Raw genomic sequence first — 20,531 nt, 5'->3', positions numbered from 1 at the left:
CGGGCCAGGCGGTAAATTGATAGGTAAGCCACCCGGAATATGGACGAGAGTCCATAGCTAAGCAGTTGAATCCTGTGACACTGCCTCCCGTTAGTCGGCGGGAGAGAAATCTAAATATTTCTGGATTATCTTGTATAAATCAGATATGTTTAGCTTTCAGAAACCAGGTTGCATTTGGATAAGATGACTATGGAACTTGTGCGGGAAGGCCGCAACCGGTACATCTTAAGACGTCAGGGCAAAATGCTTGTAGAGGGCATTGTGTATGTAATCACCACCTCTTGCCGTTGGTAAAAGGGGACAAGTCCCTGCACGGCCTCGTATGTATTGACAGGCCCCGAAAAAGCCGCCGAGTCATTTTATTCGGCCAACCACGGCGCCGGCCGGACGCTGTCCCGTTCGGCCGCAATAAAGAATATCTCCAGAGAGCAGTTTGAGAAAAGCATGGCCGGGGTTATTTACAACAGCAGGAACTACAAAGACCTTTTGGACGAAGCTCCAGGCGCCTACAAGGATATCGACCAGGTCGTGGACACCCTAACTGAAATCGGTATGACCCGCCCGGCGGCAAGGTTATTGCCGCTGGCGGTAATCAAGGGTAAAGATTAGAAAATGTCTGTTTGAGAATCCGCAGCTAGCGACTAAACCGCCCCCCTATCGGTGGGGCTGTCTTTACTCTTAAGTCTTCTTTTCCTGACTATGTAGTAGAACAGCAAATAAGCCGCCGCCAGAAAAGGAGTATAAGGCAGAAGAACCACTCCGAGCAGTAAAAGGCCCTCCGAAAAGTTCACCAGCCCGTTGACGCCCATTTGCCAGGCAGCCTTCAAACGTGTGCCCAGGGGCTCCTTTAGCGTTGAACCGGTGGAGATACCTCCGGGCGCCCGTAGTTCAACCGTTATTGTAGCCAGACTGATCAGATTATCCAGGACATTGAGCCGTGCCTGCAGGGACTCTATTTCGCCCCGCACCCTGGTCAGCTCGTTTTCAATTTCCAGGATGTCTTTCACTGTCCCAGCTTTGTTATATAGCTCTAAGAGTCTTTTTTCCTGTCTTTCCAGGTTTGCCTTGCGGGCGGTCGCATCATAATATTCCTCGGTGACATCTTGTCCGGAAATGTTTTTGCCTTCAACCTTACCCAGGGGTTCCAGGGCAGACAAAATTTCTTCCAGTTTTGCTGCCGGCACCCTTAAGGTCAACGTGCTCCGCATTTGTCCGTCTGCCGAATGAATGTCGGCATTTTGCAAATAGCCGCCACTTTCATTAACTATGACCTGAATCTGATTATAAGACTCGGTAACATTGGATACGGCCATGACCAGGGATGCTTTCCTGGTAACTTTTCGCTCCACCGGCGCTTGTCCGTCGGCATCATTTGCTACGGTTGAAAAGGACTCTGAGCCTGCGCCGGCAACAGCTCCATTCTCATAGGATTTTTCACTTGCCACCGGCGCCGCACCCTGTTTGGGGGCGCCGCATCCGCCCAACAACAACAGTACCGCCAGTAAAATGATAGCAGCGTAAGTCTTATTCATCATGTTCCCTCCCTGCAGTGTTTTATATTTAGACGTAAGAATCTCAAGTAAGGTTGAATTGGCAAGCGCGAAATGATCGTATTATTGATAAAAACATAGCATTATCCCCAGGAATATATAATCCTCAGGATTGGGTGAAAGTAGCTTAAATCAAGGAAGTCTCCCCTCAATCCTGAGGATTTTATTGTACCACTCCACAGATTGCATGATACTGAAATTACCAAAAAATCAAGGAGGTAATTTCATGTATCAAGATTATGACAACGCAGTTGGTAAGGTAAATAAATATCTTATCGAAAATCATTTTTCAACGTCTGTCATTTACGGTCATTTACATTGTTATCGTTCGTTCAAACAGTATCTGGAAGAAAAACAGCTTCCTTATTCACATAAAGAAGCGGAAAAGTGGTTAAACAATAACAGACCGGGCTGGAAGCATTCTAAATTTAAAATGTCTAGACTTTCACTTTTTCGGCTTAATGATGTCATGAAAAATGGGTGTATTACTACCGATAGCTATGTATACGAAAATTCCTGCAACTATGACAGGCTTCCTGAGTGGTGCCGATTGTTGCTGGATGGTTACCTGAATGATCTTTCGCATTCATTTAGTGAAGGCTATGTAGTAGAACACAGGGTAGCCTGTTCTAAATTCCTGATTTACATTAGCAGCATTGGCGGAAAGAATACAGAGGATATCAACCACAAAAACGTTATAGGGTATTATTACCAAAGCCAACACAGTACTGTGCAGGCTAAAAACTTATACAATCGTAACATACGGCATTTCCTTAAATATCTGGCCGATAAAGATTTGATACCTGCATCGCTAAAGTATTCATTGGATCGATTTATCGTTCCGAGGATAATTATCATAGATGAACTTCCTGATGAGAAAAAAGAAGCTTATATACATTGCTTAGACCAGACTTCAGGCAAAATTTCCGCAACTGAGTACTATTCCATTGCTAAGAAATTGGGAGATACTTATCTTGACCGTCATAATTATTCAAAAACAATGAAGAAAATATTCCGTAAAGCATGGAGAGAATTGTATATTTTTCTGGAGGCAAACGGACTTAGTTATTCATACGAAACAGCAGAATACTGGTGTATCTGCCTTAAAAACTACACTGTCCAGTGGAAATCTTACAGGCGTGCCATAAAACTTTTTGAACAGTATAGGGCATATGGGGATATAAAGCCAAATATCGTATATTCGTATAAAGAAGATTCCATTAACATACTACCCGAGTGGAGCCGTAGCCTGCTTCTCGGCTTTCTGTCAAAGAAGCAGAAAGAAGGAAATTCCGTCTCCACAGTCAGTATGTACCGTTCTTCGTGTCTGAGGTTTTTGAAATTTCTTAATAGGAAAGAAATCAGGTGCTGTGCTATGATAAGCCCTGAAATCATAAAGGAATTCCATATTTCAGATCCTCATTCAACAGCAGAAGCAAGAAATGCTTACAGTGTGAGGATACGTGGGTTTCTGGATTATCTTGCCGACATGGGATATTTGCCTGTAACGCTTCAGTTAGCTCTGACCACTGAATGCGCACAAAAAACAGAAATAGTGGAAACACTTACGGAAGAAGAAGTCGCTTCTGTTTACAGTTTCAGAACAAATGCAGAAAAACCTATGGAGTTAAGAAATACGGCCATGGTTCTCATTGGGCTTCGTATGGGACTGCGTGCCTCTGATATTACAGGAATGAAACTTGCGGATATTTCATGGGAGGAACGCACAATTTCTGTACAGCAGCAGAAAACCGACAGGTTTGTAAAACTTCCCATGCCGGTGGATGTTGGAAACAGTCTGTACAGGTATATCATGAACGGAAGGCCCCGCGTGGATTCCGATAATGTATTTATTACCCACAGGGTTCCTTACGGAAAACTTGACACAAGCTGTTGCCGCCGTGCGTTAAACAAAGCATTGAATAAACAGAAACAAGGCTTTCATATTACTAGAAAAACATTTGCATCCCGAATGCTCAAGAGTAGAACAAATACCGATACGATAGCAGATTCGCTCGGGCATAGCAACACTTCGACCGTCCTTAAATACCTGGCAACAGATGGTGATACCATGAGGCAGTGTGCTCTTTCCCTCAAAGGCATTGAAGTAAAGGGAGGAATGCTGTCATGAATAAAAACTATGTTTATCATAGCAGCCTTGCTCCATATATCGAAGTACTGATCTGTCAGAAAAGGGCTGATGGTTTCCTATATGAGTATGAAGCATATATCCTGAAAACTTTTGATGACTTTTGTATAGATAAAGGATTCTGTGAGCCAGTCATAACAAGGGATCTGGTAATGGAATGGGCTATCCAAAGACCAACAGAAGGAGTTAATTATCGCAACCAAAGGGTTTCTTTCATCCGGCAATTATCCCTATATATGAATTCTCTCGGAATCAACTCATACATACCCCGACAGACAGCATCAACAGCTACCACAGTTCCTCATATATTAAGTGCAGACGAATTAAAGAGCTTATATCAGGTAGTCGATTCCTATCTTCCCGATAATGAAGAATGGCACCGTTTTTCCATGGAGTACCAAGTCATCTTGAGGCTTTATTACTGCTGCGGTTTACGGCTGGCAGAAGTATGTAATCTTAGAGTAAAGGATGTAAATCTTGATGATGGTATTTTAAAAATCATACAGTCGAAAGGAAACAAGGACCGGCTGGTATACATGGCAGACGACGTTACCAATCTGTGCAGGAATTATCATAAAAGGATGGCGTCCTTACTGCCCGGTTCTGAATGGTTTTTCCCGGGCAGAGTCCCGAGGCAACCAATCCGGAAAACAAGCATGGATAAGAAGTTCAAACAGTTCTGGAACATGACACCGTTTGCGGATTCCTGTGACAAAGCTCCTACCATACATGCATTAAGGCATACTTTTGTTGTCAACAGGATGAACGAATGGATGCTTAAGGGAATCAGCTTGAACACCATGATGCCGTACTTGAGCAGATACCTTGGTCATTCCAGTGTGGAAGACACCTTTTACTATTATCATCAGGTGGACAAGGCGTTTCAAATTGTGCGCCAGAAAGACTTCTTGTCAGGCAGAGTGATTCCGGAGGTGGTTCCTTATGAAGAATAAAGGAATGCAGACCGGAACATTGTTTTTTTCAATGACTTTAGAGTTCCTTCAAACATATCTTCCACGCCAATTAGGAAGAAGCCCTAAAACCATTAAATCATACAGAGATTCTCTGACTGTTTTTAGGCGGTATCTGTATGATGAATGCCACATATCCGTTGGCACCTTTAAATTTGATGACTGCAGTCAGAAATGCATCCAGGAATTTATCATATATCTAAAGGATAATGGAAATAGCCCCGGAACCTGCAATCAGAGACTTACCGCATTAAAGTCTTATCTATGGTTTGCTGCTGATAGAAATATTGCAGTCCAGTCAGTTGCGTTGAGCATTTCCAGAATACCACAATGCAAAGTTCCTAAAAAGGAAAAAGAAACATTAAGCGAAGAAGCTCTGACTACCATCCTGCAGCAACCCCCGAATACGAAAATGGGATTACGTGACCGTGTTATTATGATACTTCTTTACGATTCTGCAGTAAGATTGGATGAGCTGCTATGCCTTACACTAAAGGATCTTTCCCTGCAGACTGATAATCCTTATATCCGAATTTCAGGAAAAGGGAACAAAGAACGTATAGTTGCTATCACTCCGAAAACAGCAGATCATCTGAAGCAATATTTGTCGGTATATCATAAAAAGGAATTAAACGTGAACGAATATGTATTCATTACTAAAATCAAAGGAATCACAGACAGGATGTCTCCCGGAAATGTAGAACGTTTTATTAAACAATATGCAGAAAGCGCAAGAAAAAAATGTATTCAAATACCGTTAAAAGTACATCCACATATGTTTAGGCGGACAAGAGCAACCGATCTCTACCAAAGTGGCGTGGAACTTGAACTTGTGTCAAGAATTCTCGGGCATTCATCTACAGAAACAACAAAAGTCTATGCAAAACCATCATTAGAAATGCTTAGAAAAGCAATCGAATCCGTAGAAACACCGGAACAAGCAAACGAAGAACCATTGTGGTCTAAATGTTGCGAAGAAGAAATGGCTATGCTGTGTGGTTTAAGATAAAAATTAATCCTCAGGATTGAACAAAAAACCTCTTGTTTTAAGCTGCTTTCATACAATCCTGAGGATTATATATTCCTGGGGATAACGATAATTGAACGAAACCGCTCCGCGGTGGATAGAAACCCAAGATAGTATCAAAGCGAAATGATCCGATCTGCTCATAGTAGATACAAAAGTCATGGCTAACACAAAACAACCCCTTTAAAATGAGAATGCGGCCTGTCCGCAATATCAAACAAAGGGGTTGTTTATTTAATGATGACTAACCGTCAGGCGCTGCAACGCCTGAAAGCTGACATCCAGCTTAGGGGGCTATCCAGAAACACACTCGATTCCTATACGACTCATGTTGGGATCTTCCTTAATCACTGCAAAAAACCTATCGAGAAACTCAATGAAATGGACGTTCGAAGTTTCCTGGGACACTTGATTGTCGAAAAGAAATTATCGCCAGGCACGGTCAATGTTTACAGTGCTTCCATTCGCTTCTTCTTCGCAGTTACGCTGAACCGGACGATGAACTATCTACAAATTCCACGCCTTAAGCGGCCTAAGAAGCTACCGGAGATTTTAACGCGGAATGAAGTTGCAGAACTAATTTCCCAGACAACGAATGCCAAACACAAAGCCCTGCTCTTAATGGTGTACGGTTCCGGCTTACGAGTCAGCGAACTTGCCAGTCTCAAAACGACGGATATTGATTCGGCATCCATGCGGGTTTTGGTGCGCGGCGGGAAAGGCCAAAAGGATCGCTATACTCTTCTGCCCGAAAGCGCTTTATTCGCGTTGCGTGACTATTGGCGCAAGTACCGCCCGAAAAGCTCAGATGGATACATTTTTCCCGGAATCAAAAATGTTGGGCATATCACAACAAGCGCAGTAGCACGAGCGATTAAAGAAGCGCTTGCCAAGACAGCTATCCAAAAGAGTGTGTCGCCGCATACCCTTCGGCACTGTTTCGCCACTCACTTATTAGAGGACGGGCTAAGTCTACTCCAAATAAAGGCTTTGCTCGGACACGCCAGCATTTCCTCAACCACGATCTATCTTCATCTGGCAAACACCACGAACGGAATAACCAGTCCGGCGGACAACATGCCTCAGAAGTTTGTGGACTGCCCATTATGATTGAAGTGCAGGACATCTTTCGGGAACATGGCGATGAATACTTGCGCCAGCATCCGCTTAATACCGTTCAAATAAAGGCATATCGCGCTATCTTGAACTGCCGGACTCATGCTTTGGGCGGGCATATAGATACATGTGACCAATGTGGCCATCAACGTATCTCTTATAATTCCTGCCGAAACAGACATTGCCCCAAATGCCAAATGCTTGCCAAAGAACAATGGATCGAAAGCCAGGAACGTTGCCTGCTTAACATTGGCTATTTCCATGTCGTGTTTACGGTGCCGAACGAATTGTATATGGTATTCCGGCAGAACCAGGAAACGATGTACACTTTATTCTTCAAAGCTGTCTCGGAAACCTTGTTAGAGTTAGGCCAAAATCCAAAATATCTCGGCGCCAAACTCGGAGTAACCGCAATTCTCCACACATGGGGGCAGAACCTTCTGTATCATCCCCACATCCATTGTGTTGTACCGGGCGGCGGGTTGACCAGCGCCGGTCATTGGAAAAACTCGCGCAAGAAGTTCTTCATTCCGGTTAAGGTATTGTCCAAGAAATTCCGGGGGAAATTTCTCGCTCTCATGCGTGCGGCTCAATTACGCTTCGATGAATCTACGAACAAACTCAATAGTTCGAGAGAATATGCCCTCTTTCTGCAGGATTTGTATAACAAGGACTGGGTAACCTATTGCAAACCGCCCTTCGGCAATACCGGCAAGGTGATTCAATATTTAAGCCGCTACACACATCGCGTGGCTATTTCCAACAATCGGATTCTGGCGCTTCAAGATGATAAAGTCACATTTAGTTGGCGGGACTATGCCGACCATAACAAGGTCAAGCAGATGACTATTACAGCCGAAGAATTTATCCGCCGCTTTATGCTCCATGTACTGCCTCGAGGATTCCGGAAGATACGACACTACGGACTTTTGGCTTCCGGAGGGAAAACCAAACGGATACAGTTATGCCGGCAACTTACGAATACACCTTTTAGCATACTCTCTAAGCCGCGTTCATTATTCGAAATCCTCATTGACAAGTTCAATGATACATTTCGTAAATGTCCCTGCTGCAGAATAGGAATGATGATACGCGCATCTCCTCTTCCGTAAAAACAAATTCCTTATACAAAAAAGCCCCTTCTATGGGGGAGGGGGAAACTATGCCCATCGACAGGCGAATTTCCCAATAATGACCCTGTTCTTTGACTGAGATTTCGCCCCATAACATCGGAACCCTTTTAGCGCCAGAAATTCTGCAACTTATACAGTTCCTTTTTCCCCATAGCACCTACCGACATCGGCGGTTCCGTTCAATCAAATTATCTGAAGCCCTACGTAGCCTCTGCTTACATGGGGTTTCTTTTTTGGGCTTCAGATAATTTGCTATTCATAATCCTCATATGAGAATAACTCGCGGAGAACGGGGAAAAGCCCTGTTGTCTGCTGTGTTTTACTCTGCGCTGTTTTGCATCGCGGCGACTTCCTTCACTGCGTACAAATTTGCCGTTAATTGTCTGGGATTCCAGACTCATCGATTTTTTGGACCGCTTACGTCCGCAACGCTTACGGGCAGGCAGAGTACAACTGTGCAGCCGCCTTCGGGCAGATTATGAAATTGCGTGGTTCCCCCGTGCGCTCTTATGATCTGCCGGACGATGGTGAGGCCTAAGCCATGGTTTTGCAGCCCGGCAGAACCTTCAGGATGATTCAGGTTTTCGAGAATTTCCTGCGGGAAGCCTGCTCCGTTGTCGGAAACAGTGAGAAAGCAATTGCCCAGGCCCTTTTCCAGAGCTGCTTTTATCGCGCAACCCTTTGGGTTATGGCGAATGCTGTTCGCGATCAAATTGGCAACCGCGCGTCGCAAAAGCTCCTCATCGCCGGTGACTGCGGCATTTTGTGCCTCTTTACCGATCGTTACGTCCATTGCATAGCGATGATCAAGTCCACCGTTTAAAAAATCGGCGACAACGCCACGCAAGAGCGCAGCCAGCCCAACGGAGTTTCGACGCAGCGGCTGCATGTCGTATTCCAACTTGGAAGCAAGATTCAAGTCGCTGACCAGCACCTTGATCCGTTCGCTCTGCCTGCGGATAATACCCGCCTGTTCCCGCTTGGCCGGCGGCAGCTCTGAGTCGTCCTCAAGCTGGCTTGCATAACCCATGACCAGAGAAAGCGGTGTGCGGATGTCGTGGGACACGCCGGCAATCCATGTTGTGCGGGCATTGTCCCTCTTATTGAGAGCGGCCTCCTGTTTTGTTAGCTGGGCAGAAGTTTTGTTGAGCCCGGCGGCAAGATCGCCGAGAAGACCACGTGTGGAAAGCTCTACCGGACGTTTTTCGGCCATATCCTCAATGCCCTTTGCAAGCGGCTTCAGGGAACGGAACAGCCGCAGGCCGAACAGCAGGGCAAGCAGAACGGCCGTGACGACGTTGAGAATTAAAACAGCCGGAATCCACACCAGAGTATTATCCATTACCTTCTGCGGCATGTCAATATCATGCTTCCACACACTGCCCCTGGCGCGGCCCAGCACAAAAAGACCGTCCGGATGCCGCCAGACATAAACCGGATAGTCGTTTAAATACCAGCGGGTAAAGCCGGCCACATCGGAAACGGTAAACTTAAGCGGCACGTCGCCGGGCAGATTTTTGCTCCATATCACACTGCCGTCATCGTCCAGCAGCATCGCCCACTGAAACCGCTTGTCAATCGTCTCCCCTGCGGATTCGGAAAGCGTGTAAACGCCGTCTGATTTGGTCAGACCATCCGCGATCTGTGAGACACTGTAATCCCTTTGCTCTATTTTGGCAGCCTGAACCAACCACGCTGCCAATACCGCAAAATTGATGATGAGCAGAATAAGCGCTACCCCGGCAGCCGAGAGCACATAACGGGACAGGATTTTCATCATGCTTTTCATTTGCCTTCAGCCCCCGTCAACTTGTAGCCAAGTCCCCGCACAGTGAGAAGATAACGTGGGGAAGACGGTTCTGGTTCAATCTTCTCGCGCAGACGGCGGATGTGCACCATCAGCGTGTTTTCATATCCGTACAGGTCGTCACCCCACGCGGCGCGGCACAGGCTGTCGCCGGTGACGATGTTTCCCCGGTTTTCATAGAGCTTTTCAAGCAGTGCAAATTCCTTTGCGGTGAGCATAAGCTGGTCTTTTTTTGTTGTAACTGAGCCGCTGTTTAAGTCGATTTCCGTTTCGCCCAAACGGAAGACCGGCTTTTTATTTTGCTTTAGCACGACCGGAAAATAGGCGCGGCTTAACACCGCGCGGAGTCTTAGCGTCAGTTCGCGGGGTAAAAAGGGCTTCGTGATATAGTCGTCCGCGCCGAGACCAAGTCCGAGCAAGCGGTTTTCATCCTCGTCGCGCGCGGAAAGAAACAATACCGGAACAGCCGACGCGGCGCGAAATTCCCGCATCAGGGAAAAACCGTCTCCGTCCGGCAGGGAAACATCCAGAATCACACCGTCCGGCTTCTCCGACGCAAAGAGCCGGCGCGCCTCTTTGCAGTCGGCGGCGGAAATGATCCGCATAAAACCTTCCCGCCGCAGTATTTCAGTTACCATCCTGCGCAGCTCCGGCTCGTCGTCTATGATAAGAAGCTTACAGGCAAAAATATCGTCCATTGTTATCACTGCGATCCATTATAGTATAAATACAGAACAAATTGGATGTTTTTCCGCGATCTTAAGGTAAATGTAAGCTTAAGTACAGGCTCATGTAAGGCAGGCCTGCTATGATGTTCCCGGCCTGAAAAAAAGGGGGGGCATCAAAATGTCTGATATTATCGCAACAACCGGCCTTTGCAAGCAGTACGGCAAGGTACTGCGGGTGAAGGACCTGGATCTGAAAGTGCCGGAAGGGACTGTTTACGGCTTTCTCGGACCGAACGGCGCGGGCAAATCCACCACAATGAAAATGATCCTGGGACTTGCGAGGCCGACAGCCGGAACCGTTACCGTGTTTGGCAAACAGCTTAATAGACGGAACAGGCTCGCCATCCTGAAGGACGTAGGATCCCTGATCGAATCACCCAGCTATTACGGACACCTGACGGGAACGGAAAATCTCCGGATTATCTGTGTGCTCAAGGGTGTGCCGGATAAGGATATAAACAGGGTCCTGCACATTGTCCGACTGGAAAACCAGAAGGAGAAAAAGGTCTCGCAGTACTCGATGGGCATGAAGCAGCGACTTGGGCTTGCTTGCGCGCTGCTGGGCAACCCGAAGCTTTTGATTCTCGACGAACCGACAAACGGCCTTGACCCGGCGGGTATGCAGGAGATGCGCGAGCTGATTTGCTCCCTGCCGCAGCAGTACGGAATGACGGTGATGGTCTCAAGCCATCTGCTCAGCGAGATCGACCAGATCGCCACAAATGTCGGAATCATCAGTCGCGGCGAGCTTATTTTTCAGGACAGTTTAGCAACACTTTATGAAAAAAGCAGAACCAACATTGCCGTCCGCACGCAAGATAACGAGGCGGCGGCAAAAATACTCGGCGAGCGGGGCGTTTCCTGCCAGCCGCAGGATCACTATCTCTTGTTGCCCAGGCTTTCCGACAACGAGCTTGTCGTCCATATCTCCCGGCTTTTTGAAAGAAACATAGGCGTTGTACGCATCGAAGAACGGCGCAAGAGCCTTGAGGATATCTTCCTCGAACTGACCGGAACGGCGGTGAGCTTATGATCAAGGCGCTTGCCATGGAATTTCAGAAAATCCGCCGCAGAAGGGTCTGGCTGATAGTCGCCGCCCTGATTATCGTGCAAATATTGTGGTCACTGTGGGGAGTCAGAGGAATGGACGCGCACGACCTTTCTCAGGGCTGGATGTATTTTCTATATCAGTTCCCGCTCTTAAACTCCATCATGATGCCGGTCATCGCGGCCGTGGTTGCGTCGCGGCTCTGCGATATCGAGCACAAGGGGCAGACGCTGAAGCTTTTGAATACCGTAATGCCCGCCGGGCGTTTGTTCGCGGCCAAATTTTTATGCGGCTCTCTGTACATGCTCGCCGCGGTTCTTTTACAGGTTGTTGTCATTATTGCCGTGGGGCGCCTGGTCGGGTTTGCAGGAAGCCCGCCGCTCGCTAAGTTATTTTATTATCTCCTCTTTACCACGGCCGTAAACCTGACCATTCTTTTGCTGCAGCAGGTTCTGTCGCTTCTATTCAGAAACCAGATGATTGCTCTTGCCGTGGGCATTATCGGGAGCTTTGCCGGACTTTTTATCCTGTATTTTCCGCAAAGCCTGGAAAGATTTCTCCTTTGGGGATATTACGGCGTGCTGATGTTTGTGGGCATGAACTGGGACAGGGCGACGCGCGTCACCGATTTTTACTATGTGCCGATTGATTGGGCCGGGTTTGTCACCCTGATCATCGTCTTCTGTGTGATGTATATCATTGGCCGCGCGCTGTTTATTCGAAAGGAGATGTGAAATATGTTTCTGCGGACGCTTCTGGCCGAAAGGATGAAGCTTCATCACAGCCCGGTCTGGCTTGCTTTTTTAATTATTCCCATCCTGCCCGCTGTCATGGGCACCTTTAATTATCTGCAAAATATCGGCATCTTACAAAATCAGTGGTACAGCCTGTGGACGCAGCACACCATCTTCACCTGTTACTTTTTTCTCCCTGCCACTATAGGTGTTTACTGCTCTTATTTGTGCCGCCTGGAACATAGCAATCACAACTGGAATGCTGTCATGACGGCGCCCGTACCGGTTTCGTATGTTTATCTTGCAAAGCTCATATCCGCCTCCGTTATGGTTCTGCTGACACAGGTATGGATCGGTATGCTGTTTGTGATTTCCGGCAGGCTTTCGGGTCTGGCCGCTCCGGTTCCGCCGGAGCTTCCGGTTTGGCTTCTGTGCGGCGCTGTCGGCGGGATCGTGATCTGTGCTCTCCAGTTATGTGTTTCGCTTATAATCCGCAGTTTCGCCGTACCGGTGGGAATCGCGCTGATCGGCGGTGTCGCGGGGTTGGCGGCGCTGGCCAAGGGTTATGGTGTATGGTTTCCGTATTCCCTTTTATGCCTGGGCATGCGCGCAAACCAACCTGGCGGAGCAATGCAGTGCAGTACGGAACAGTTTGTTCTCAACAGCATTTTCTATCTTATGGTTTGCATTCTATTTGCTGTTATATGGCTAAAAAAACGAGATGTGTCAGCAGGGTAATTGGCAGACGCAGATTATTTACTGTCTTTAGTATTGACTGGACTGTCTTGGGGATGTGATTTGGAAACGGGATAGCGGCAAGTATTGCCGGCTATCCCGTTTCAATTTCAATAAATATTCTTATCCAACATTTGCAGTAAAATGGCGGTTTTGGGATAATTCTTTTCCATAAACTCCATTGAGTTTGCATCGCGCAGACTCAATGCGTTATCTTTCCATTTGTCAAACCATTTCTGCGCCGGGCCGATATCCTTTCCAATATTCTCCTCGCCGAGCAGCTCACGCATGGCGGACAGCAGAATTTGACCCCGAAGGTCTGTCTGCCCGCCCTTTAGAAACTCGGCATACGCGTATCTTAGCGTGTAATCGCCGTAGTACAGAAGCGCTCTGTACTCGATCGGGTGCTCTTCGATATAGGCTCCCGGATTTGACGCCTCGGCGGGAGATGAACAGATGGTATCAACGAGCTTTGAGAGGACGGCATCCGTGTTCACCTCGCTATATTTAACCGCCTGTGCGTAGCAGGCCTGTGTCTGAGCCAGGATGTATTTCTGTGTGTCAAGCGCGTTCTTATAAATATCGGAGGGGAATTTCTCTTTAATGGAGGGAGCGTAATAGGTTCCGTCCTTCGGCATCCAGTATTCTTTCAGATCGTATTTTCCGGCGGCATTTTTCTCAAAGGTGACCGCTACCGGCATGTGGCTTCCGCCAGTTTCTGAAAAACCGCCGTTCGCGTAGCCGAACTCCATATAGAGCGCCATTGCGTAGACCGTGGTTGTGTTACCGCTTTCCACGGTTTTGAGAACCGTATGGGCTTCGGCTGAAAAATCGCCGCTGTGGTATTGATCGGTATTGGCGGTAATAATCGCGTCGGAGACGCAGGCGTTAAGGTCGCTGCGGTCAATGTTTACAGTGGTGTTGGTTGATCCCTCCACGCTGCCGGCCGCTGCCGTAATGCCCTGCGCCAGATCAGCCAGTTTTTCATAAAGCCCGTCATCTATCCGGCTGTAATACCCGTCAGTACCCTGTTGCATGACGGATTTTCCGTCATGCAAATAGGCATAGTAATCGGTTGCCGTGCCATCCGGATAGGTTGCGCGCAGCAGATAACATTCGTTGAGCGTTTTTATATCAACACCCGGCCACGCGGCGGATTTTACCATATAATCAAAGATTAAATCTTCAGCAAGCTTTGCTTTGTCACCCGACAGCGGCGAAAGGGACGATTGGACCTTGCCGTTTTTGAGTTGGGTCAATGAGTAGGACACGGAAAAAGAAGGTGTGTTCAGCAGATTAACGGTCTTTTCCAGCGTTTTCCCGTTTTCACCGGGCAGATATGCTGTAAGCGTCAGCTCTGTATAATGATCATTTAAGGGGAGGCTGTAGCGCTCTCCCGGTTTCCATGTTTTAGAATCGTTTACATCTTCAAGCAGATGGACGCTTTGTGAAAACCCGTCCGATTCAAGTCTGCCAGCTATATGAATATTCCATTTTTCAGGCTTTTCATAGCCTTGCGGGATTCGGAAGCTTACTTCGTCTTTTGTATGGTAGGCGCTTGCCGCAAGCTGTGTAAGCGCTTCCTCAGCGGAAAGGGAAGCAGCTTTCGCCCCGGTAAAGGTGCCGCCAACGCATACGGCGACGGCCAGGAGAACGGTAACCATAGCGGGTATAAAAGTTTTTGGTTTCTTAATAATCATATTCAGTCTCTCCTTGATGCCCCGTTTTCCGGAAATCATCGTGGTTGCAGCATATAGGATACCGGAAGGAGCTTTTTTGACGGTAATCATATCGACAAGCGTATGCCCGTAAGCCAGGCGCTTTTCCTCACCAATCTGTTTGATCACCGACTCGTCGCAGGCCAGCTCGCTGTCAGCGCGAGAGAGGATTGCCGCGGCCCAGACAAGCGGGTTCCACCAGTAAGCCACAAGGCATACGCCCCTCAGAATTGACCAGATATGGTCGCCATGGCGGTAATGGCACAGCTCATGCGCGAGGACATAGCTGGCATTGTTTTCGTCTTCCGCCGCTTTCGGCGTCAGATAAACCCCCGGATGAATGATACCGAACAGGCAGGGCGAAGCGATATGTCCGCTGACATAGACCGGCAGTTTGAAGTCAGCGGCGTCATAAGCTCTGCGTGCTTTATGAAGCCGCCTGTAAAATACAAAATTTGTGCCGAGAATCCACAACCCAGCCACGATGGCACCGACTATCCAAATAAGGCGCAATATCTCATTTGCGCTCATCGTTTCAGCGTAATGGACGCCGGTTGCGTTCCCCGCTAAAACTGAATTGTCAGAGTTGTCGGCAGTGTCTCCAATACCGCCGGACGTTCCGCTGATATGCTGTCCTGAAATTGGCATGCTGTCCGGTATTGCGTTCATTACGCTGAGCTGGCTTCCAAGCAGCGGAAACGGCATCAGCAGTCGGAGCAAAACCAACCCCCACAAGGCATATTGCAGCCTGCAGCTGATTTTTCCACGGAACAGGAAACGCAAAGCAATCATAACCGCAATCAGCACGGACGAGGTGATGATACACTCGATCATTTGCCCGCCTCTTTTTCCGCCTCGCGCAAGATGGCGTACAACTCGTCAATGTCCTCTTTGGTCAGCTCCTTTTGCCCTGCCATGGACGCCACCATCAGCCCGATACTGCCGCCGAAGACCTTACTAAGAAAGCTCCCGGTTTCGTAGGAGGTTGCATCCTCCTTTTTCAATACAGGATAATAGAGCTTGGAGCGCTCTCCAGTTTCAAAGCGAACCGCACCCTTGTCATTCATTCTGGAGAGCATCATAAAAATGGTTCCCTTCGTCCATCCGGTATCATCCTTCAAAGCGTAAACAAGCTGCGCAATCGTACGCGGCGCTTCCTCCCATAAAAGATTCATCAGTTTCCATTCGCCATCGGACAGGCCGATATTTTGAGCCATAATAAATCCTTCCAATATTAGTTAACATTTGTTACCCTTAGTATAGTAGAACAGGATAACAAATGTCAACCGTCTTTATGCAAGATTTGCCTGGTCTATTCTCGGCATGTAAGGGAGTGAGAAGGCCGCCTCCTTGCTTTACGGAGTCGGTCTGCTCTCCAAATTCATTATTATACGGATTAGGAAATTGGATTATTTACTTTGTCCTGAGATTTGCCGGGATTGATATGCATGGAGATAATGCGTGTCGTGGCCAGTGAAACGTCTTCCTGTTTCAAGAAAATTGGAGGCACATCGAACCTCCTGAAATAACTAAAATTAAAGGCAGCAAGCAGTGATGTCGCTCATAGCCTCGGTGCGTTTTCAATCTTTCAATTAATATTTGTGTCTGACCATGCATAGCATACGCGATTTCTTACACCAACTGTAAGTGTTATTCCTCTGCGGCACTTGCTATGATTAGGATTAAGAAAGTCAGGAGGCCATAAAATGAATTCAAATAGAGTTTTACAAGTCGAGAGTATCACAAAAGTCTACGGTAAGGGAGACAATAAGACAGAAGCCCTCAGAGGAATCAGCTTTGATGTGCTTGAAGGCGAGTTTTTGGGCATAATGGGGGCTAGCGGCTCCGGGAAAACAACATTGCTAAGGGGTTTACCGGAAACCATCCAGATCGACAGGACGCAACAGGGATGGGTTTATACCTCGTAAAAAAATATGCCGAAGCATTATCGGTTGTGGTAAATATTGAACCAATATCGTCATCTGGCCAAGGGTTTGGTATTCAACTCATATTTCCAAAGGTTATATAAATAATTAGTAAGTTAAATTCTTGCCTATCATACATTGCGACACGTTTCTACCATCTTTATGCAAGGATTGACGGCAGATACTTGGTATGTAGTAGTAAAAAAGGCCGGGCATCTATGATTATATTCCCGACCTTTTTTATAGCTTATAAATTTAGTCCGCTAAATACGCCTGCATATGACGGAAATAAAGTTCATATATTTGCCGGCTCCGGCATTCATAGCGCGACGGTCTGAAATTGCATATGGATTGTCACATGACAGCCAGTCATTCCAGCACTCTTCAAAGCAATTCATTTCCGAGATGGAGACGATGTCAATTTGATATAATAAATATTCAAATCCTTTGTAGCATTTCGGAGGGTTGCAAGGTATTCGTAGTGAAAGGAGGTTTTGCCGAATGGATTTCGAGTCGCAGTGCACGGCGACGATAGCGTCAGTTGTGAGAGAATATGCCGATATGGTTTATCGGCTTGCGTTCGCGCAGGTTCGCTCAAAGAGTGATGCTGACGATATTTTTCAGGAGGTCTTTCTGAGATATGTCCGAAACAATCCGGCCTTTGTTAGCGAAGAACACAGAAAAGCTTGGCTGATACGCGTCACAATCAACTGCGCAAAAAAGTATTGGTCATCGGCATGGCAGCGAAATACGGTACCGTTGGATGACAATTATAGATTCTTAATGCCGGAAGAAAATGAACTCGATGAGGTACTCAGAAAACTCGCTCCCAAGTATCGCTCGGTAATACACCTATATTACTACGAGGGGTACTCTATCAGCGAAATCGGCAAAATCCTCAGTATCAAGGAATCAACCGTCAGAACACAGCTTACAAGAGCAAGAACGCAGCTATCCAACATGCTGAAAGGAGAAATCTAATGTTTGAAAAAACATATAAGAGTATGAACGATCAGATTACACCCACCCCGTCGTTGGTAGCCGATACAGTTAAGCTGATACAAAGCCACCACAGACCCAAAGGATGCAAATCCAGACCATTTTATCGCAGGCTGTTTATGATTGCAGCAATGCTTGCGCTATGCATTGTTCTTGCAACGCCGGTTCTGGCTGCAAGGATACCTGCCATATATGAACTTATGTATTTGGTGTCGCCGGAGGTTGCCCAATTATTTATGCCGGTACAGGAAGCCTGTGAGGACAACGGAATCCGCATGGAGGTGGTGTCGGCGTATCTCCACGATAATACGGCAGAGATATATATTACACTTCAAGACCTTACCGGTGACCGCGTTGACGAAACGACAGATCTGTTTGACAGCTATTCCATCCATCGCGCATTTGATTCATCTGCCACATGTCAGCGTGTGGGCTATGACTCGGAAAGCAAAACGGCCACATTTCTGATTCTAATTACCGAGTGGGGTGACCATGATATCTCGGGAAGCAAGCTCACCTTCTCGGTGCGGGAGTTTATCAGCCATAAAACTTCATTGGAGGATGTTCCGGTTGATATAAACCTTGCTAGAGTGGAAGAGTCCTCGGCAACGCAAACCATATACGCTGTAGGTAAAAGCGGCATAAATCTTTCCAAATATACAAGCGCGACAAATGACTTTGTTGTGCTGAATCCGGGGATGTCTATTTGTGCTCCAATAAGCGGCCTTGATGTGACCGCAATTGGATATATTGATGGAATGCTCCATATTCAGTTGGCAACCTCCGAAAAACGAACTTTGGACAATCACGGGTATTTCTACCTCGTTGATAAAGACGGCAATCAGACTCAATACGACTACAGCGTATCTTTCATTGAAGGCATGGACAGCAACGACAGAATGGACTATCAGGAGTTTGTGTTCGACATTCCGAAGGATGAAATCGGAGACTACACCCTGTATGGCTCCTTCTACACAAGCGGTCTTCATACCGAGGGTAGATGGCAGGTTACTTTCCCTCTGATGGTGAGTGAGGATAACTGAATTCCGTCTTTGAATACAGATAGTTTTCTTGGCCGATCTTTGATTTAGTCTATATAATTGGCATGAGCATAGCAGTAGTCGCACCCGGTATAACATAATTTGGGAGGCCACCCGCCGATATCTATGGAATACGTGCACCCGCATTGCGGCCTTTTCCTCGGTTGTCTTGAATCAGCCGGTTCCTGACGGTCATGAAGCTGCTGTAATAATTCACCGTCAATACATTTGCTGTCAGGAAATCCAGGCACACAGCAGGCACTGATAAAAACTCCGTATGCTGATTCCACTTGCTTTAACCAATGAAAAGTCCTGTGCCGTTCCTCCTCATCAGGGGGAACAATTTGGCATCCCATCTCTCGAAATCTTTTATCTACCTTCTGATGCATATTCTTTTCAAGAAAACTAAAACTAAAATATTTTATACCATATTGAGCGGCTGACTTGATAATAACCGGCAGGAATTTGAGGCTGGAAAAAGTATTTCCTTTACTATCTTTAATTCTGACTATTGGATCGACTCTCAATCTTATTCTATCAGGGCTGCCGGCAAGGTAAATAATATCAGGCAATGCCGGTAAGGAGTCTTGCAGGGAAGGAGCTTTTGGCTCCAACACCAAAGGCTTTCCGTTTGCTTTTATCCCTATACTTAAACCTCCCAACCCGGTTATAGTAAGCTGAACATAGAGTTGTATATTTTTATTTTTTAGTTCTTCGAGATATGAACGCAAAGGGTCAATTAATAAACTTGCCGGATGCTTTGTCCATAAAACCAGGGTGTGTATTTCCAAACCACGTGCAAGTCTATTATCTACCTCTTCCATCAATTTGTCCGGGTAGAATTTGGGCATGTCGGTCATGCGCGAAGCGCTCAGCACTATCTTTGGGTTCATTGCAATGGGTTTGCCGTCGAATATCGACATGAAAATCCCTCAACAATATCGTATTGAAGAAATATATTTGCTTTATAAAATTATATTATACCAATAACCTTATTGAGTGAAAAGGTTCAATTCAACAACCAGATTTGGAGTGAAAACAATGAAATCCATTCAGGCCGTCAAAGACGAGTTGGGAAAATACAAAAATGCTGAGAAGGCTGAATTTTTACCGAGGTATTTTAAAGCTGCCCCGGGTGGGTATGGTGAGGGAGATCAGTTTATTGGTGTAACGGTCCCCCTGCAGAGGAAGGTTGCCCGGAAATATTACCGGGAAGTCAGCCTGGATGATATAGAAATATTGTTAAAAGAGTCCGTACATGAATACCGTTTAACCGCGCTTTTTCTTCTGGTCCTTAAATATGAGAAGGCAAAAGACGAAGAAGAACAAAGGGCCATTGTGGATTTGTACTTGAACAACATACCGTACATAAACAACTGGGATCTGGTGGATTCTTCCGCCGATAAAATACTGGGCCCGTATTTTTTGGAGCGGGAAAAAGACCTCCTGTACGCATTTGCCCGCTCGGATCACCTCTGGAAACAAAGAATCGCCATCATCACCACCTTTTACTTTATCCGCAATGGACAGTATAATGACACTTTCAATATCGCCAGGATTTTGCTGCAACATAAGCACGACCTGATCCATAAAGCCGTCGGCTGGATGCTTAGAGAAACCGGCAACCGGGATCTTGCAGCAGAATTAAGTTTTCTGAAAGAACATTACCGGGAAATGCCCCGGACAATGCTGAGATATGCTATAGAAAAGTTTGATGAGGGCTTAAGACAACAGTTTTTGAAAGGGGAGGTTTGAGCAGTTTTAGGGCTTTGTTATTGACTTATGATTTGTTTATTAATAAAAGCGAACTACCTGCGAAGTAGTACAGCATTTCTTTTTGTTTCAGGAAGG

General features: G+C 46.6%; 18 protein-coding genes and 1 pseudogene. 13 read left to right on the top strand and 6 right to left on the bottom strand.

What is annotated here, in order from left to right; all coding sequences use genetic code 11:
* Window positions 1–321: 321 nt before the first annotated feature.
* A pseudogene (locus Psch_RS13495) lies at window positions 322–609 on the top strand (RtcB family protein); the annotation flags it as partial.
* Window positions 610–641: 32 nt separating this feature from the next.
* Here Psch_RS13495 and Psch_RS13490 read toward each other — a convergent pair.
* Complete coding sequence (locus tag Psch_RS13490) at window positions 642–1,535, bottom strand: DUF4349 domain-containing protein (RefSeq protein ID WP_190258453.1); 894 nt, start codon at window positions 1,533–1,535, stop codon at window positions 642–644.
* A 241-nt stretch (window positions 1,536–1,776) separates the two neighbouring features.
* Here Psch_RS13490 and Psch_RS13485 point away from each other — a divergent pair, with 241 nt between their 5' ends.
* The 5 genes from Psch_RS13485 to Psch_RS13465 all read left to right on the top strand — a co-directional run bounded on the left by Psch_RS13485 (window position 1,777) and on the right by Psch_RS13465 (window position 7,925).
* Window positions 1,777–3,681, top strand: coding sequence for a tyrosine-type recombinase/integrase (locus Psch_RS13485; protein WP_190258452.1), 1,905 nt, complete (start codon window positions 1,777–1,779; stop codon window positions 3,679–3,681).
* A complete protein-coding gene (locus Psch_RS13480) occupies window positions 3,678–4,652 on the top strand; it encodes a tyrosine-type recombinase/integrase (protein ID WP_190258451.1) in 975 nt (324 codons plus the stop codon). Before Psch_RS13485 ends, Psch_RS13480 begins: the two co-directional genes overlap by 4 nt.
* Entirely contained in the window at window positions 4,642–5,679 is a 1,038-nt protein-coding gene (locus tag Psch_RS13475) for a tyrosine-type recombinase/integrase (protein ID WP_190258450.1), read from the top strand. The genes Psch_RS13480 and Psch_RS13475 overlap by 11 nt, the downstream gene beginning before the upstream one ends.
* A 255-nt stretch (window positions 5,680–5,934) precedes the next feature.
* Window positions 5,935–6,807, top strand: coding sequence for a tyrosine-type recombinase/integrase (locus Psch_RS13470; protein ID WP_190258449.1), 873 nt, complete (start codon window positions 5,935–5,937; stop codon window positions 6,805–6,807).
* Window positions 6,804–7,925, top strand: coding sequence for an IS91 family transposase (locus Psch_RS13465; protein WP_190258448.1), 1,122 nt, complete (start codon window positions 6,804–6,806; stop codon window positions 7,923–7,925). The genes Psch_RS13470 and Psch_RS13465 overlap by 4 nt, the downstream gene beginning before the upstream one ends.
* A gap of 418 nt (window positions 7,926–8,343) precedes the next feature.
* Here Psch_RS13465 and Psch_RS13460 read toward each other — a convergent pair whose 3' ends face one another.
* Entirely contained in the window at window positions 8,344–9,735 is a 1,392-nt protein-coding gene (locus Psch_RS13460) for a sensor histidine kinase (protein ID WP_190258447.1), read from the bottom strand.
* On the bottom strand, window positions 9,732–10,451 hold the full coding sequence (locus Psch_RS13455; protein WP_190258446.1) for a response regulator transcription factor: 720 nt from the start codon (window positions 10,449–10,451) through the stop codon (window positions 9,732–9,734). Before Psch_RS13455 ends, Psch_RS13460 begins: the two co-directional genes overlap by 4 nt.
* Before the next feature lie 148 nt (window positions 10,452–10,599).
* Here Psch_RS13455 and Psch_RS13450 point away from each other — a divergent pair, with 148 nt between their 5' ends.
* Genes Psch_RS13450 through Psch_RS13440 form a run of 3 tightly spaced genes read left to right on the top strand, consistent with a single transcriptional unit; the run spans window position 10,600 to window position 13,001 of the window.
* Window positions 10,600–11,514, top strand: a complete 915-nt coding sequence (locus tag Psch_RS13450; protein ID WP_190258445.1) for an ABC transporter ATP-binding protein — start codon at window positions 10,600–10,602, stop codon at window positions 11,512–11,514.
* Window positions 11,511–12,263, top strand: a complete 753-nt coding sequence (locus tag Psch_RS13445; RefSeq protein ID WP_190258444.1) for an ABC transporter permease — start codon at window positions 11,511–11,513, stop codon at window positions 12,261–12,263. Before Psch_RS13450 ends, Psch_RS13445 begins: the two co-directional genes overlap by 4 nt.
* Before the next feature lie 3 nt (window positions 12,264–12,266).
* Window positions 12,267–13,001, top strand: a complete 735-nt coding sequence (locus Psch_RS13440; RefSeq protein ID WP_190258443.1) for an ABC transporter permease — start codon at window positions 12,267–12,269, stop codon at window positions 12,999–13,001.
* Window positions 13,002–13,108: 107 nt separating this feature from the next.
* Here Psch_RS13440 and Psch_RS13435 read toward each other — a convergent pair whose 3' ends face one another.
* Together Psch_RS13435 and Psch_RS13430 are read right to left on the bottom strand one after the other, a co-directional pair.
* On the bottom strand, window positions 13,109–15,550 hold the full coding sequence (locus Psch_RS13435) for a M56 family metallopeptidase (RefSeq protein ID WP_190258442.1): 2,442 nt from the start codon (window positions 15,548–15,550) through the stop codon (window positions 13,109–13,111).
* Entirely contained in the window at window positions 15,547–15,933 is a 387-nt protein-coding gene (locus Psch_RS13430; RefSeq protein WP_190258441.1) for a BlaI/MecI/CopY family transcriptional regulator, read from the bottom strand. Before Psch_RS13430 ends, Psch_RS13435 begins: the two co-directional genes overlap by 4 nt.
* A 489-nt stretch (window positions 15,934–16,422) precedes the next feature.
* Here Psch_RS13430 and Psch_RS13425 point away from each other — a divergent pair, with 489 nt between their 5' ends.
* The 3 genes from Psch_RS13425 to Psch_RS13415 all read left to right on the top strand — a co-directional run bounded on the left by Psch_RS13425 (window position 16,423) and on the right by Psch_RS13415 (window position 18,683).
* On the top strand, window positions 16,423–16,644 hold the full coding sequence (locus tag Psch_RS13425; RefSeq protein WP_427910105.1) for an ATP-binding cassette domain-containing protein: 222 nt from the start codon (window positions 16,423–16,425) through the stop codon (window positions 16,642–16,644).
* 498 nt (window positions 16,645–17,142) lie between these two features.
* The gene (locus tag Psch_RS13420; protein WP_134219455.1) at window positions 17,143–17,622 is read left to right on the top strand and encodes an RNA polymerase sigma factor; all 480 of its coding nucleotides are present in this window, start codon (window positions 17,143–17,145) and stop codon (window positions 17,620–17,622) included.
* Window positions 17,622–18,683 carry a DUF4179 domain-containing protein gene (locus Psch_RS13415; RefSeq protein WP_190258440.1) on the top strand — a complete coding sequence of 354 codons (1,062 nt, stop codon included), beginning with the start codon at window positions 17,622–17,624 and terminating at the stop codon, window positions 18,681–18,683. The genes Psch_RS13420 and Psch_RS13415 overlap by 1 nt, the downstream gene beginning before the upstream one ends.
* A gap of 44 nt (window positions 18,684–18,727) precedes the next feature.
* Here Psch_RS13415 and Psch_RS13410 read toward each other — a convergent pair whose 3' ends face one another.
* A complete protein-coding gene (locus Psch_RS13410) occupies window positions 18,728–19,603 on the bottom strand; it encodes a DUF1848 family protein (protein ID WP_190258439.1) in 876 nt (291 codons plus the stop codon).
* A gap of 118 nt (window positions 19,604–19,721) precedes the next feature.
* Here Psch_RS13410 and Psch_RS13405 point away from each other — a divergent pair, with 118 nt between their 5' ends.
* Window positions 19,722–20,435 (top strand): DNA alkylation repair protein, encoded by a 714-nt coding sequence (locus tag Psch_RS13405; RefSeq protein WP_190258438.1) that lies wholly within the window; start codon window positions 19,722–19,724, stop codon window positions 20,433–20,435.
* Window positions 20,436–20,531: the final 96 nt, after the last annotated feature.

The sequence above is a fragment of the Pelotomaculum schinkii genome, assembly GCF_004369205.1.
Lineage (GTDB): Bacteria > Bacillota > Desulfotomaculia > Desulfotomaculales > Pelotomaculaceae > Pelotomaculum_C > Pelotomaculum_C schinkii.
This window is presented reverse-complemented; position numbering and strand designations above follow the sequence as displayed.